Origin of the sequence: Bradyrhizobium sp. CCGUVB23 (assembly GCF_024199885.1) — a bacterium.
GTDB lineage: Bacteria > Pseudomonadota > Alphaproteobacteria > Rhizobiales > Xanthobacteraceae > Bradyrhizobium.
In genome coordinates this window covers 9,106,910-9,121,172 of the sequence record NZ_JANADQ010000001.1, presented here as the reverse complement: position 1 = coordinate 9,121,172, position 14,263 = coordinate 9,106,910, and the positions used below count along the sequence as shown (strand labels likewise).

At 64.3% G+C, this 14,263-nt stretch carries 14 protein-coding genes; 11 read left to right on the top strand and 3 right to left on the bottom strand.

The features are described 5' to 3' along the window. The first annotated feature begins 56 nt into the window (after positions 1 to 56). The 4 genes from NLN62_RS42815 to NLN62_RS42800 all read left to right on the top strand — a co-directional run bounded on the left by NLN62_RS42815 (position 57) and on the right by NLN62_RS42800 (position 3,800). The gene (locus NLN62_RS42815; RefSeq protein ID WP_027522540.1) at positions 57 to 926 is read left to right on the top strand and encodes a branched-chain amino acid ABC transporter permease; all 870 of its coding nucleotides are present in this window, start codon (positions 57 to 59) and stop codon (positions 924 to 926) included. A gap of 1 nt (position 927) precedes the next feature. Beyond that, on the top strand, positions 928 to 1,896 hold the full coding sequence (locus NLN62_RS42810) for a branched-chain amino acid ABC transporter permease (RefSeq protein ID WP_027522541.1): 969 nt from the start codon (positions 928 to 930) through the stop codon (positions 1,894 to 1,896). A 155-nt stretch (positions 1,897 to 2,051) separates the two neighbouring features. Then, positions 2,052 to 2,696 carry a DUF47 domain-containing protein gene (locus NLN62_RS42805; protein WP_027522542.1) on the top strand — a complete coding sequence of 215 codons (645 nt, stop codon included), beginning with the start codon at positions 2,052 to 2,054 and terminating at the stop codon, positions 2,694 to 2,696. Between the two features lie 99 nt (positions 2,697 to 2,795). After that, entirely contained in the window at positions 2,796 to 3,800 is a 1,005-nt protein-coding gene (locus tag NLN62_RS42800; RefSeq protein WP_027522543.1) for an inorganic phosphate transporter, read from the top strand. Here NLN62_RS42800 and sugE read toward each other — a convergent pair. Then, complete coding sequence (gene sugE / locus NLN62_RS42795) at positions 3,793 to 4,107, bottom strand: quaternary ammonium compound efflux SMR transporter SugE (protein WP_027522544.1); 315 nt, start codon at positions 4,105 to 4,107, stop codon at positions 3,793 to 3,795. The two genes, NLN62_RS42800 and sugE, sit on opposite strands and share 8 nt — an antisense overlap. A 174-nt stretch (positions 4,108 to 4,281) precedes the next feature. On the opposite strand from sugE, the gene NLN62_RS42790 reads away from it, so the two are divergent. From NLN62_RS42790 to der, 7 genes are all read left to right on the top strand, one after another. Then, entirely contained in the window at positions 4,282 to 5,901 is a 1,620-nt protein-coding gene (locus NLN62_RS42790; protein WP_254112660.1) for a peptide chain release factor 3, read from the top strand. A gap of 204 nt (positions 5,902 to 6,105) precedes the next feature. Further along, complete coding sequence (locus NLN62_RS42785) at positions 6,106 to 6,693, top strand: hypothetical protein (protein ID WP_027522546.1); 588 nt, start codon at positions 6,106 to 6,108, stop codon at positions 6,691 to 6,693. A 77-nt stretch (positions 6,694 to 6,770) separates the two neighbouring features. Beyond that, positions 6,771 to 7,355, top strand: coding sequence for an NnrU family protein (locus NLN62_RS42780; protein WP_027522547.1), 585 nt, complete (start codon positions 6,771 to 6,773; stop codon positions 7,353 to 7,355). A gap of 72 nt (positions 7,356 to 7,427) precedes the next feature. Further along, the gene (locus NLN62_RS42775; protein WP_027522548.1) at positions 7,428 to 9,023 is read left to right on the top strand and encodes a class I adenylate-forming enzyme family protein; all 1,596 of its coding nucleotides are present in this window, start codon (positions 7,428 to 7,430) and stop codon (positions 9,021 to 9,023) included. A 167-nt stretch (positions 9,024 to 9,190) separates the two neighbouring features. Further along, entirely contained in the window at positions 9,191 to 9,844 is a 654-nt protein-coding gene (locus tag NLN62_RS42770; protein WP_027522549.1) for a tetratricopeptide repeat protein, read from the top strand. Between the two features lie 30 nt (positions 9,845 to 9,874). Next, complete coding sequence (locus NLN62_RS42765; RefSeq protein ID WP_254112658.1) at positions 9,875 to 10,426, top strand: hypothetical protein; 552 nt, start codon at positions 9,875 to 9,877, stop codon at positions 10,424 to 10,426. A gap of 50 nt (positions 10,427 to 10,476) precedes the next feature. Beyond that, positions 10,477 to 11,859: a ribosome biogenesis GTPase Der gene (gene der / locus NLN62_RS42760; protein ID WP_254112656.1), complete on the top strand. Its 1,383-nt coding sequence runs from the start codon at positions 10,477 to 10,479 to the stop codon at positions 11,857 to 11,859. A gap of 163 nt (positions 11,860 to 12,022) precedes the next feature. On the opposite strand, the gene NLN62_RS42755 is transcribed toward der, so the two are convergent. Then, positions 12,023 to 13,249: an ABC transporter substrate-binding protein gene (locus NLN62_RS42755; RefSeq protein WP_254112654.1), complete on the bottom strand. Its 1,227-nt coding sequence runs from the start codon at positions 13,247 to 13,249 to the stop codon at positions 12,023 to 12,025. Positions 13,250 to 13,459: 210 nt separating this feature from the next. Next, positions 13,460 to 14,200 carry an SDR family NAD(P)-dependent oxidoreductase gene (locus NLN62_RS42750; protein WP_254112652.1) on the bottom strand — a complete coding sequence of 247 codons (741 nt, stop codon included), beginning with the start codon at positions 14,198 to 14,200 and terminating at the stop codon, positions 13,460 to 13,462. Between the last annotated feature and the right edge of the window lie 63 nt (positions 14,201 to 14,263).

Genomic DNA, 14,263 nt, shown 5'->3' with positions numbered 1-14,263 from the left:
CCGGCGAGCGCCGGCGAACCGCATGAGGAACGCTGAAGGGACTGGGTGCGGGATCGATGCAGGCTCTCTATGCACAGCTACTGGTGGGACTGATCAACGGCTCGTTCTACGCGCTGCTCAGTCTCGGGCTCGCCGTGATCTTCGGCATGCTCAACATCATCAATTTCGCCCATGGCGCGCTCTACATGATGGGCGCGTTCGTCGCGTATTTCCTGCTCAACAACGATTACCTCAGTATCGGTTACTGGCCAGCGTTGATCATCGCGCCAATCGTGGTCGGCATCTTCGGCATGATCCTGGAGCGGACCATGCTGCAATGGCTGACCGGGCTCGATCATCTCTACGGCCTGCTGTTGACGTTCGGTATGGCCTTGATCATCCAGGGCGTGTTCCAGAACTACTTCGGCTCGTCCGGTCTGCCCTATGCCATTCCCGACCAGCTCAAGGGTGGCATGAATCTCGGCTTCATGTTCCTGCCCATCTACCGCGGCTGGGTCGTCGTCTTCTCGCTGGTGGTGTGCCTTGCGACCTGGTTCCTGATCGAGAAGACCCAGCTCGGCGCGTACTTGCGCGCAGCGACCGAAAACCCGACGCTGGTGCGCGCCTTCGGCATCAACGTGCCGCGCATGATCACGCTGACTTACGGTCTCGGCGTCGGCCTTGCCGCGCTCGCCGGTGTGCTTTCCGCGCCGATCAACCAGGTGCGGCCGCTGATGGGCGCCGACCTCATCATCGTGGTGTTCGCGGTGGTGGTGATCGGCGGCATGGGATCAATCATGGGCTCGATCATCACCGGCTTCGCGCTCGGGGTGATCGAAGGCCTCACCAAGTATTTTTACCCCGAGGCCTCCAACACCGTCGTGTTCGTGCTGATGGTGCTGGTGCTGCTCGTGAAGCCGACGGGACTGACGGGAAGGGCGGCCTGATATGACAGCCTTGACGGACGATACCCTGCCCGTGACGGCGCGCGCGATGCGCGACGAGATGATCGTGTTCGTGTTCATGGCGCTGGCCTTGGCCGCCGTGCCGTTCACCGGCATCTATCCGTTCTTCGTGATGCAGGCGCTGTGCTTCGCGCTCCTCGCCTGCGCCTTCAACCTGCTGATCGGCTATGGCGGTCTCTTGTCGTTCGGCCACGCGATGTTCCTCGGCACCGCCGGCTATTGCAGCGCCCATGCGCTGAAGGTGTGGGCGCTGCCGCCGGAACTCGGTATTCTCGCCGGCGTTGCCGCGGCCTTCGTGCTCTCGATCGTGACTGGCTACATTTCGATCCGTCGCCAGGGCATCTACTTCTCGATGATCACGCTGGCGCTGTCGCAACTGCTCTATTTCATCTACTTGCAGGCGCCGTTCACGCATGGCGAAGACGGCATTCAGGGTATTCCGCAGGGCCATCTGTTCGGGATCTTCGATCTCTCCAAGCCGACGGTGCTTTACTACGTCGTGCTGGTCGGCTTCCTCGCTGGCTTCCTGCTGATCTACCGCATCATCAACTCGCCATTCGGCGAAGTCTTGAAATCGATCCGCGAGAACGAGCAGCGCGCGATATCGCTCGGCTACCGCACCGATCAGTACAAGCTGCTGGCCTTCATCCTCTCGGGCACGCTGGCGGGCTTTGCCGGCTCACTGAAGGTGTTCGTGGCGCAGAACGCCTCGCTCACCGACGTGCACTGGTCGATGTCCGGCGAGGTCGTGCTGATGACGCTGGTCGGCGGTCTCGGCACCATTTTCGGACCCGTGGCGGGCGCCTTCGTGATCATCGCCATGCAGCAGTACCTGGCGAGCTACGGCCAGTGGGTGACGGTGATTCAGGGCGCGATCTTCGTGATCTGCGTGCTCACCTTCCGCCGCGGCGTCGTCGGCGAAATCGCGCATTACTTCCGGAGATCCCTGTAAGTCTCTGAGCCAAAGACAGTTTCCCTGATTTTTGAAAGTGGTGGATGAACTGCTTCGGGCGGCGTGACGTGGCACGCGCGCGGCCCCAAAATGGTCTATGACAGTCGGGTGACAGTCCCTCCGGACCGGCCAATCTCAACCCGGCAGTTATTCCCATGATGCGTTGGTTTCGCGCCTTTCTCCCCAAGGAGGAAAGGTTCTTCGATCTGTTCGACCGCCACGCCCAGACCGTGATCCAGGGCTCGATCGCGCTCCAGGGCATGCTGAACGGCGGCGAGGAGACGCCGGTCTATTGCCAGCGCGTCAACCAGTTCGAGAACGATGCCGACAACATCACGCGCGAGGTGCTGACCGCGGTGCGCCGCACCTTCATCACGCCGTTCGACCGCGGCGACATCAAGAACCTGATCACCTCGATGGACGACGCCATCGACCAGATGCAGCAGACCGCCAAGGCGGTGATGCTGTTCGAGGTCCGCGCCTTCGAGCCGCCGATGCGCGAGATCGGCGGGCTTCTGATCGAGTGCGCCAACCTGGTGGGCCGCGCGCTGCCGCTGCTTCAAGAGATCGGCAAGAACGTCGCCATGCTGACCGCGATCACGGAAGAGCTGACCAAGCTGGAGGGACGTGTCGACGACCTCCACGATATCGGCCTGAAGGAGCTGTTCCTGAAGCACCGCGAGGGCAACGCGATGGATTTCATCGTGGGTGTCGAGATCTACGATCATCTCGAGAAAGTCGCGGACCGCTTCGACGACGTCGCGAACGAGATCAACAGCATCGTCATCGAACAGGTCTAGCGCATGATCCGGAAAAGTGTGCAGCGGTTTTCCCTCGCGACAAACGCGGAACGCGTTTGCGCGGAGATCATGCGCAAACTTTAAAGCAGGGGCTGCGCCGTGGATGCTGTGTTGGGTCTTCCCGTCCTCGTCGGACTGATCGCGGTCGCGCTGCTGTTCGACTTCCTGAACGGCCTGCACGACGCCGCCAATTCGATCGCCACCATCGTCTCGACCCGCGTGCTGCGGCCGCAATTTGCGGTGTTCTGGGCCGCGTTCTTCAATTTCGTCGCCTTCCTGGTGTTCGGCCTGCACGTCGCCCAGACCATCGGCACGGGGATCATCGATCCCTCGATCGTCGACGCTCAGGTGATCTTTGCGGCTCTTGTCGGCGCTATCGTCTGGAACATCGTGACGTGGGCGCTCGGCATTCCGTCGTCGTCGTCACATGCGTTGATCGGCGGACTCGTCGGCGGCGGCGTGGCCAAGGCCGGGATTTCGGCCGCAGTCTGGAGCGGATTGTCGAAGACCGTGTTGGCGATCGTGCTCTCGCCGCTGGTCGGCTTCCTGCTCGCGATGATGCTGGTTGCGATCGTCTCCTGGGCCTCGATGCGGTCGACGCCGTTCGCCGTCGACCGCGCCTTCCGCATCCTGCAATTCGCCTCAGCCTCGCTCTATTCGCTCGGCCATGGCGGCAACGACGCCCAGAAGACCATGGGTATCATCGCCGTGCTGCTCTTTTCGCAGGGCCAACTCGGCGGGGAATTTTATGTACCGTTCTGGGTGGTGCTGTCGTGCCAGGCGGCGATGGCGATGGGCACCCTGATGGGTGGATGGCGGATCGTCCGCACCATGGGCCTGCGCATCACCAAGCTGACGCCGATGCAGGGTTTCTGTGCCGAGACCGGCGGTGCCGCAACCTTGTTCATGGCGACTTTCCTCGGCGTTCCCGTCTCGACCACTCACACCATCACCGGCGCGATCGTCGGTGTCGGCGCCGCCCGCCGCGTCTCCGCGGTGCGCTGGAACGTGGCGAGCTCGATCGTCTATGCCTGGGTGATCACGATACCGGCGTCCGCGATCGTCGCCGGCCTCTCTTGGTGGGCGGTGCAGTTTTTCAAGTAACGAGTTTCAGCCCGACGATGCCGCCGACGATCAGACCAATGCTGGCGAGGCGAAGTGCCGTGGCCGGCTCGCCGAACAGGATGATCCCCAGGACGGCGGTGCCGACCGCGCCGATCCCGGTCCAGACCGCATAGGCGGTTCCAATCGGCAGCCACTTCAACGCCAATCCGAGCAGGATGACGCTGCCCGCCATGGCGGCGAGCGTGAGCACGGATGGAACGAGCCGCGAGAAACCCTCGGTGTATTTGAGGCCGATCGCCCAGCCGACCTCCAAAAGACCGGCGACGAACAGGATAGTCCAAGCCATGACGCCCCTCCGTTCAAGGCAGGGCCGTCCCCGCGACTGATGTGCTGATTAAAGGAAGGTCGTCCTTCCCGGGGTGGATGTCCTTCCCGGGGCGGATATGGGGCTGGCCGAGGCGCCCCGCAATCACCAAATGACCCTTGATTAGCCCCGTTTTCCCTGCCAAACGCTCCCGCCATGTCCGACATCGCCATCACAGCAGAATCGCCGGCCCGTTCCCCGCTTGCTGCCGAAGTGGCGCGGCGGCGGACCTTTGCGATCATCTCCCACCCGGACGCCGGCAAGACCACGCTGACCGAAAAGCTCCTGCTGTTCGGCGGCGCCATCAATCTTGCAGGCCAGGTCAAAGCCAAGGGCGAGCGGCGCAACACGCGCTCGGACTGGATGAAGATCGAGCGCGAGCGCGGCATTTCCGTCGTCACCTCGGTCATGACCTTCGAGTTCGAGGGCCTGGTGTTCAACCTGCTGGACACGCCGGGCCACGAGGACTTTTCGGAAGACACCTATCGCACGCTGACGGCGGTCGACTCCGCCGTGATGGTGATCGACGCCGCCAAGGGCATCGAGGCGCGGACGCGCAAGCTGTTCGAGGTCTGTCGCCTGCGCGACATCCCGATCATCACCTTCATCAACAAGATGGACCGCGAGAGCCGCGACGTTTTCGAGCTCCTGGATGAGATCGAGAAGACGCTGGCGCTCGACACCACGCCGATGACCTGGCCGGTCGGGCGCGGCCGCGACTTCCTCGGTACCTATGACGTCGTCAATGGCGGCGTGCGCCTGCTCGAAGGCGGTGGCGCCAAGACCGGCGCGGCGCAGCAGATCGAGATCGCCGAACTGGCCAAGCTCAATGCCAATCTCGATGTATCGGCGGTGAAGGACGAGCTCGAGCTCGTCACCGAAGCTTCCAAGCCGTTCGAACTGGGTGCGTTTCGCGAGGGCCATCTGACGCCGGTTTATTTCGGCAGCGCGCTGCGCAATTTCGGCGTCGGCGACCTTCTGGAAGGCCTCGGCAAGTTCGCACCCGAGCCGCGCGCGCAGGAAAGCGACCAGCGCAAGGTCGAAGCAACCGACCCACGCATGAGCGCCTTCGTGTTCAAGATCCAGGCGAACATGGATCCGAACCACCGCGACCGTATCGCCTTTGCGCGGCTGTGCTCGGGCAAGCTCAGCCGGGGCATGAAGGCCAAGCTCGTGCGCACCGGCAAGAGCATGCCGCTGTCGAGCCCGCAATTCTTCTTCGCGCAGGACCGCTCGGTCGCGGACGAAGCCTTCGCCGGCGACGTCGTTGGCATCCCCAATCACGGCACGTTGCGCATCGGCGACACGCTGACGGAAGGCGAGGATTTCACCTTCGTCGGCGTGCCGAGTTTCGCGCCGGAAATCGTCCGTCGCGTCCGGCTGACGGACGCCATGAAGGCGAAGAAGCTGAAGGAAGCGCTCCAGCAGATGTCGGAAGAGGGCGTGGTGCAGGTGTTCCGCCCGCGCGACGGTGCGCCGGCGCTCGTGGGCGTCGTCGGCGCGCTGCAGCTCGACGTCCTGAAGGCGCGGCTCGAGGCGGAATATTCGTTGCCGGTCGAGTTCGAGGTGAGCGAATTCCAGCTTGCGCGTTGGGTCTCCTCGGATGACCGCAAGAAACTCGACACGTTTGTCGCCGCGAACACCTCCAGCATCGCCGACGACGTTGACGGCGATCCCGTGTATCTGGCCAAGAACGAGTTCTACCTCGGCTACACCAAGGAGCGTGCCGAGGGCATCGAGTTCGCCAACGTCAAGGACGTGAAGAAGAAGGGGTAGAGCTGCCCCAATCTCACTGACATGCCCGCTCGAAAGCGGGCGTCCAGTACGCCGGGGCTTCTCGGCTCCTGCACGGCCGTCTCTGGGATACTGGGTTGCCAGGCAACGAGCACGAGCTGAACGCGCGCATGTGAACGCCGGTGGGCTTGACGCGTCGACGGCCGGTGTCACGTTTGAAGCATGTGGCATTGCGGTCTGGCGGTCATGTGGCGCTGCATCCTTATTCTGCTCTTGGTGACGGTAACATCGGTCTCTGCCGATGCACGGTATCGACACTTCCATTCGATTCCGTACTTCTACGAGCCTTTCCCCTACGAGCCTTTCCCCTACGAGCCGTGCGGCGGACCGTTCCAGGGGCCCTGCATCACCGAGATACCCTTTCCGTTCGGCGAGACGTTCCAGGTCACGGTCGAGACCGTTCCATCGCAAGCCGACAGCGCGAAGTACCAAAAGCCGGATCATGATCTCGACACGCTCAGTGACCTCCGTGCCGAGCTGCGCTCGTGCTGGTCGCCTCCCTCAGTCGATAGTGCGCGCGAGGGCATGCAGATGTCGGTGCGTTTCAGCCTCAACAGATCGGGCAGCCTGATCGGCCCGCCGCGCCTGACCTTTGCGACGCCGGGGGCGCCGGCGGACACGCGAACCACCTACCTCGATGCCATCAACGCGTCGCTGAATGCCTGCCTGCCGCTAAAACTCACCGACGGCTTTGCCGGCGCGCTGGCCGGACGGCCGATCGCGATCCGCTACGTCGACAATCGCGAGCTGAAGAAACCTGGGACGCAGCAGTGACTGGCGAATGACGCATTGCGGGCGACGGGCTCGAAGTGATACCCGATAGCGGGGGCGCCATTTAAGGGGAGGATGTCATGGGTCTGCTGGTGATGATCCTGGGGCTCGCTTTGTTTTTCGCGGCCCACACATTTACGACGAAACGCGAGGCACGCGCGCAGGCGATCGCGCGGCTGGGCGAGGGCACCTACAAAATCCTCTACGCGCTGTTTTCGCTGGCGGGCCTTGCGCTGATCGTCTGGGGCTTTTCCCAGTACCGCGCGACCGGCTGGATCGACGTCTGGTATCCGCCGAAGGCGATGAAGCACATCACCGTCGCGCTGATGCTGCCGGCGGTGATCCTGGTGGTGGCGTCCTACATCCGCGGGCGCATCTACGCGACACTGAAGCATCCGATGCTGGCCGGCATCAAGCTGTGGGCGGCGGCGCATCTTCTGGCCAATGGCGATCTCGGCTCCATCATCCTGTTCGGCTCGTTCCTGGGCTGGGCGGTGTATGACCGGATTTCGCTGAAGCATCGCAAGGATGCTGGCGGCCCGCCGATTCCGGTTGGCGGCGTCACCAACGATCTGATCGCCGTCGCCGTCGGTGTCGTCGCCTATCTGGCGCTGGCCTTCGCCTTCCATCCCGTCGTGATCGGCGTTCCCGTGATGGGAGGTTAGCCGATCAGCGCAAGACAAGACCGGCTGTCCGTGCGGGGAAGGTGACAAGAATAACAAGCCGGGAGCTTCCCGATGGACTGGTCGCAAATTCAGCTTCCCCCGATGCGGCTCGAGGCGCGCTTTGCCGACCGCGTGGTAAGCGCATTCTGCGAGCGGCCGGCGAGCGTCTGGGCGATGATCGCGGAAGCCGCGAGCCGCAATCCCGACGGTGAAGCGCTGATTTGCGGCAATGCCAGGCTGACCTGGCGGCAGGCTGTCGAGCAGTCGGCGCGGATCGCCGCCGGACTTCGCAGGCTGGGCCTGCAACGCGGTGATCGCGTCGCGCTCCTGCTCGGCAACCGCATCGAATTTCCGTTGATCCTGTTCGCGGCCGCGCATGAGGGCCTCGTCACCGTGCTGCTGAGCACGCGCCAGCAGAAGCCCGAGATCGCCTATGTGCTCGGCGATTGCGGCGCCAAGGTCCTGATCCACGAGGCGGCGCTCGCCGACCGTCTCCCGGAGCCGCGCGATGTCCCCGATGTCGTGCATCGTATCGCGGTCGACGATGACGTGCGTTTATCGCGCTTCTCCGAGCTCAGCGATCACGCGCCTGCGGATGCGCCGGCTGATGTCGGTGAAGAGGATACCGCGATGATCCTCTATACCTCCGGCACCACGGGCAGGCCGAAGGGCGCAATGCTCGCCCATTGCAACATCATCCATTCCTCGATGGTCTTCGTATCGTGCCTGAAACTCACGGCGGCCGATCGTTCGATCGCGGCGGTTCCGCTCGGCCATGTCACCGGCATCGTCGCCAACATCACCACCATGGTTCGCTGCGCAGGCGCGCTGATCATCATGCCGGAGTTCAAGGCGGCCGACTATCTCAAGCTCGCCGCGCGCGAGCGCGTCACCTACACGGTGATGGTGCCGGCAATGTACAATCTGTGTCTGCTCCAGCCGGGCTTCGACAGCTATGATCTCTCGAGCTGGCGCATCGGCGGTTTCGGCGGCGCGCCGATGCCGATCGCGACCATCGAGAAGCTGGACGAAAAAATTCCCGGCCTGAAGCTGATGAACTGCTACGGCGCGACCGAGACCACATCACCGTCGACGATCATGCCGGGCGAGCTTACCGCGAGCCACATCGACAGTGTCGGCTTGCCCTGTCCCGGCGCGCGGATCGTCGCGGTTGACACAGAGGGGCGCGAGCTGCCGCGTGGCGAGATCGGCGAGCTCTGGATTGGAAGCGCGTCCGTGATCAAGGGTTACTGGAATAATCCGAAAGCGACCGCCGAGAGCTTTACCGGCGGCTTCTGGCACTCCGGCGACCTTGGCTCGGTCGATGCCGAAGGCTTCGTCCGCGTGTTCGACCGCCAGAAGGACATGATCAACCGCGGCGGCCTGAAGATCTATTCCGCCGAGGTGGAATCCGTGCTGGCCGGCCATCCGGCGGTGGTCGAGAGTGCGATCATTGCAAAACCATGTCCTGTGCTCGGCGAGCGCGTCCATGCGGTGGTCGTCACGCGTGAGGCGGTCGCGGGCGAGGCGCTGCGTTCCTGGTGCGCCGAGCGGCTGTCCGACTACAAGGTGCCGGAAACGATTGTCCTCACCGCCGAGCCGCTGCCGCGTAACGCCAATGGCAAGGTGCTCAAGCGGCAGTTGCGGGAGACGCTGGCCGCCTCCTGAGGCCGGCCGGAACCGCAAGGGCCTGGGCGAAGGGTTAACGCCTTGATCGGGCTCGCTTTGCCTTGCCACCGCCATATCGATAGCGTATCGCAGCCGCGACGCGGGGACGGGATTCCTGACGCGAACGCTATGGCGCGCGCTCCCGGCCGGGCATGGGATTAGCATAAGTGTCTGAATTATTTGACGAAGTCGACGAGGAAGTACGTCGCGATCAGCTCAAGAAGCTGTGGGACAAGTATTCGATCTACTTCATCGCCTTGATGGTTCTGATCGTTGCCGCCGTCGGCGGCTGGCGCGGTTATCAGTACCTGGAGGCCAAGAAGGCCGCCGAGGCCGGCGCCGCCTTCGAGAAGGCTGTAGAGCTGTCCGAGCAGAACAAGCACGCCGAGGCCGAAGCGGCCTTCACCGAGCTCGCGGCCAAGGCACCCCGGGGCTATCGCACGCTGGCGCGCCTGCGCGCCGCGGCTGAGGCCGCTGCACGCGACCCCAAGGCTGCCGTGAAGATGTATGACGATATCGCGGCCGACAGCAGCGCTGGCGCCGAGCAGCAGGCGCTCGCAAAACTCCGCGCCGCAGGGCTTCTGATCGACACGGCGGCCTATGCCGACATCCAGCAGCGGCTGGAGGCATCCGCCGCGGCCGGCTCCACCTTCCGCCATAGCGCACGTGAAATGCTGGCCCTGTCGGCCTGGCGCAATGGCGACGCGGCTGCCGCACGTAAATGGCTGGATGCAATTGCCGAGGATGGTGAAACCCCGCAGGGCCTGCGCTCGCGCGCCGAGGCCTTGCAGGCTCTGCTGCCGCCGGTCGCCAAAAGCTAACGGCCCGAGAACAGTTGGACGAGACCTGAGATGCGCCGTACCCAACGTTTGATCGCAGCTGCTGTTCTGATCGCCTTCTCAAGCCTCCTTGGCGGCTGTTCGAGCGGCGGGTTCGATCCGAGCGATCTCATGGACTGGCTCGACACCAAGAAGAAACTGCCGGGCGATCGCAAGCCGGTCTTCCCCGAAGGCGTGCCGGGCCTGGAGCAGGGCGTGCCGAGGGACCTCTACAAGGGCTCACAGCAGCAGCAAGACCAGCAGAATGCGGACGCCGCGGCGGCTGCCGCAGCACCGCCGCCTGAGCCGCCGAAATCCGCGAAGGCCGCGAAGTCGAAGAAGACCAAGCAGCCGGCGGCCGCCGCCGCTGCGCCGGCTGGCGAAGTCGACGGTGAGGCTCAGCCCGAAGCGGCGCCGCCCGCCGCTGCACCGCCGCCGAAGCAGAAGATCGTCCGCAAGCGCACCACCGCGCCGCCGCCCGATCAGGATCAAACCACCCAGCCGGCGCAATCGACCCAGACCACGCAGCAGCAGTCGCAGGGAGCTTTCCCCGCGCCGATGCCAAGCGGCAGCTTCACGCGCTGATATTTTTCACTGCATTGACAGGCGCAGCCCCGGCAGCGCACGAATGACCAATGTCTTTTACGATCGCCATCATCGGCCGGCCCAATGTCGGAAAATCGACGCTGTTCAACCGCCTGGTGGGACAGAAGCTCGCGCTCGTCGATGACCTGCCCGGTGTGACCCGCGACCGCCGCGAGGGCGATGCCAAGCTCGGCGATCTCGCATTCACCATCATCGACACGGCCGGTCTCGACGAAGGCGCCAAGGGTTCGCTGACCGCGCGGATGCAGGAGCAGACCGAGACCGCGATCGCGCAAGCCGACGCACTGTTCTTCGTCATCGACGCGCGCGTCGGCCTCACGCCGACCGATCGCGCCTTTGCCGATTTCGCGCGCCGCGCCAACAAACCGGTGCTGCTGGTTGCCAACAAAAGCGAGGGCAAGCATGGCGATGCCGGCGCGATGGAAGCCTTTGCGCTGGGCCTCGGCGATCCCATCCAGGTTTCCGCCGAGCACGGCGAGGGCATGGGCGAGCTCTACGATGCCCTGAGCAGGCTGATGCCGGAGCCGCCCGATGAGGATGAGGTCGAGGACGAGGAGGAGCTGTCCGAGGAGGAGGCCGCCAAGCGTCCGATCCGGGTTGCGATCGTCGGCCGCCCCAACGCCGGCAAGTCGACGCTGATCAACCATCTGCTCGGCGAGGAGCGCCTTTTGACCAGCCCGGAGGCGGGCACAACGCGCGACTCCATCGCGGTCGAGATCAACTGGAAAGGGCGCGATTTCCGCGTGTTCGATACCGCGGGCCTGCGCCGCCGCTCGCGCATCGAGGAGAAGCTGGAGAAGCTCTCGGTCGCCGATGCCTTGCGTGCCGTGCGCTTTGCCGAAGTCGTCGTGCTGATGATGGATGCGCAGCACCGCTTCGAGGAGCAGGATCTGCGCATCGCCGACCTGATCGAGCGCGAGGGCCGCGCCGTCGTGCTGGCGGTCAACAAATGGGACCTGATGGAGAGCAGGGGCGGCGGCGCGATCTCCAATCTGCGCCGCGATGCCGATCACTGGCTGCCGCAGGTCAAGGGTGTGCCGATCGTCGCCGTCTCCGGCCTGATGGGGGAAGGCATCGACCGCCTGATGCAGGCGATCCAGGACGCCTATGCGGTCTGGAACAGGCGCGTGCCGACCTCGGCGCTGAACCGCTGGTTCGAGCAGGCGATCCAGGCCAACCCGCCGCCGGCGGTCTCGGGCCGCAGGCTGAAGCTCAACTACATCACCCAGACCAAGGCGCGCCCGCCGAGCTTCGTGCTGTTCTGCTCGCGCGCCGACGCCGTTCCGCAGGCCTATTTGCGCTATCTCACCAACTCCATGCGCGACGCCTTCGAGCTGCCGGGCACGCCGGTGCGCATCACCTTGCGCGAGAAGGCCAATCCGTTTGCGCATAAGCGCAAGCGTCCGTCCTGAGTGGCGAGGCGAGTGGGGCGATAACTTCGCATGGCGGGCAAAGCGACTCGTCCGCCGTAGCTCGAAGAGCGACGGCGGAAGCGTGCCCACCACTTCTGTCGCGATGGATGGATAAGACGGTGGGCACGGCGCTTTCGCGCCTTTGCCCACCCGGCAGCATCGCTTACTTCTTCACCAGCGGACACTCGCTCGCTTCGAGCGGCTTGGCGGCGTCTTCCGGTGCGATGGTGGCGACCAGCTTGTAATAGTCCCACGGGCCCTTCGACTCTTCCGGCTTCTTCACCTCGAACAGATAGGCCGGGATGAGGCGGCGGCCGTCGGCGCGCAGCGGGCCCTTGCCGAACAGCGGATCATCCGTCGGCAGTTCCTTCATCTTGGCGACGACCTTGGCGCCGTCATGCGGGTTGCTGCCGAGCGCGTCCATCGCCTTCAGATAATGCAGGATGCCGGCATAGAGACCGGCGACCGTCATCGACGGCATCGAGCCCTTCGGCGAGACCTTCTGGAAGCGCTTCGACCATTCGCGCGTCTGGTCGTTGAGGTCCCAGTAGAAGGACTCGGTGAAGGTCAGGCCCTGCGCGGTCTTGAGGCCCAGCGAGTGCACGTCGTTGATGAACAGCAGCAGCGCTGCGAGCTTCTGACCACCCGCCACGATGCCGAATTCGGATGCCTGCTTGATCGCGTTGGTGGTGTCGCCGCCGGCATTGGCAAGGCCGATGATCTTGGCTTTCGACGACTGCGCCTGCAGCAGGAACGACGAGAAGTCGGAGGAGTTGAGCGGATGCTTGACGCTGCCGAGCACCTTGCCGCCATTGGCGATGACGACCGACGAGGTGTCGCGCTCCAGCGCATGACCGAAGGCGTAGTCGGCGGTCAGGAAGAACCAGCTGTCGCCGCCGGCCTTGGTCAGCGCCTTGCCGGTGCCGTTGGCGAGCATGTAGGTGTCGTAGGTGTAGGAGATCGTGTTCGGCGTGCAGGCCTTGCCGGTGAGGTCGGCGGTGGCCGCGCCCGAATTGAGCAGCACCGAGTTCTTTTCCTTGACGAGGTTGCTCACCGCGAGCGCAACGCCTGAGCTCGGCGTGTCGGAGATGACGTCGACCTTGTCGCTGTCGATCCACTGCCTTGCGATGTTGACGCCGACGTCGGGCTTGTTCTGGTGATCGCCCGAGACGACTTCGATCGTCCAGCCCTTGGCTTTCATGCCGGAATCCTCGACCGCCATCTTCACGGCGGCGACGGAGTTCGGCCCGCCGATATCGGCATAGAGGCTCGACATGTCGTTGAGCACGCCGATCTTGATGGTCTTGTCTTGGGCGGAAGCCGAGGTGGCGAAGCCGAGGCCGGCACAGGTCAACAGCGCGGCATAGCGCCACGCGCGCATGTTTTTCATTGTATTCCCTCCAACTGTTGATGCCGGGACGGCCCTCTTCGGTGGGGCTTTTGACCATCGGCGCGATCGGTCACGATCTTGATGTTCCCGATAGCCTGTCCTGATGCTTGCGGCAATGCGCTAATCGTAGCGGTCCGGGCGATCGGTTAATCCGATCGTCCCGCGCTGACTTAAATTTCATCAATCTGTCGCGCCACCGCGGCGCGTCTTTCAGGCCGGCGGCCGGAAGCTCATCAGCGTGCGCGACTTGTAGTCGTAGAATTTGCCGGTTTCTGTCCAGTCGGGTGCGCACATCGGCACGATGAACTCCGCCGCCTGCTCGGGCGTGTCGAGCGTCGAGGGATCCTCGCCCGGCATCAGGGTCGCGCGCATGCGGGTGCGGATCGGCCCGGGATTGAACAGGTTGACGCGCAGCTTCGTGCTCGCGGTCTCCTGCGCCCAGGCGCGTGCCAGCGTCTCCAGCGCGGCCTTGGAGGCGGCGTAGGGGCCGACATAGGCGGTCGCCTTGTTGGCCGCGCCCGAGGTGATGAACACCGCGCGGCCGGCGTCGGATTGTTTCAGCAGCGGCTCCATGCAGCGGATCAGCTGGAAGTTCGCGGAGACGTTGATCGCCATCACGTCGGTGAAGGTCTTCAGTTCGATATGGCCAAGCGGTGAGGAGGGACCGAGCACGCCGGCATTGCCGACGAGAATGTCGAGCTTGCCGTGGCGCTCGTGCAGCGCGGCGCCGAGCCGCGCGATACCATCGAAGTCGGTGAGGTTGAGCGGCACCAGCGTGGCACTGCCGCCTGCTTTCCGGATCTCGTCGTCGAGCTCTTCCAGCCCGCCCTGCGTGCGCGCCACCGCGACGATGTGCGCACCGGCTTTCGCCAGCGCGATTGCGGTGGCGTAGCCGATGCCGCGCGAGGCGCCGGTGACGAGAGCGATGCGGTTGGCTAGGGGTTTTGTCATGGCGGGGTTTTACAGGCGTGGATGGCCGGTACAAGCCCCCGCTTGGTCGTCATTTCCGGGGCG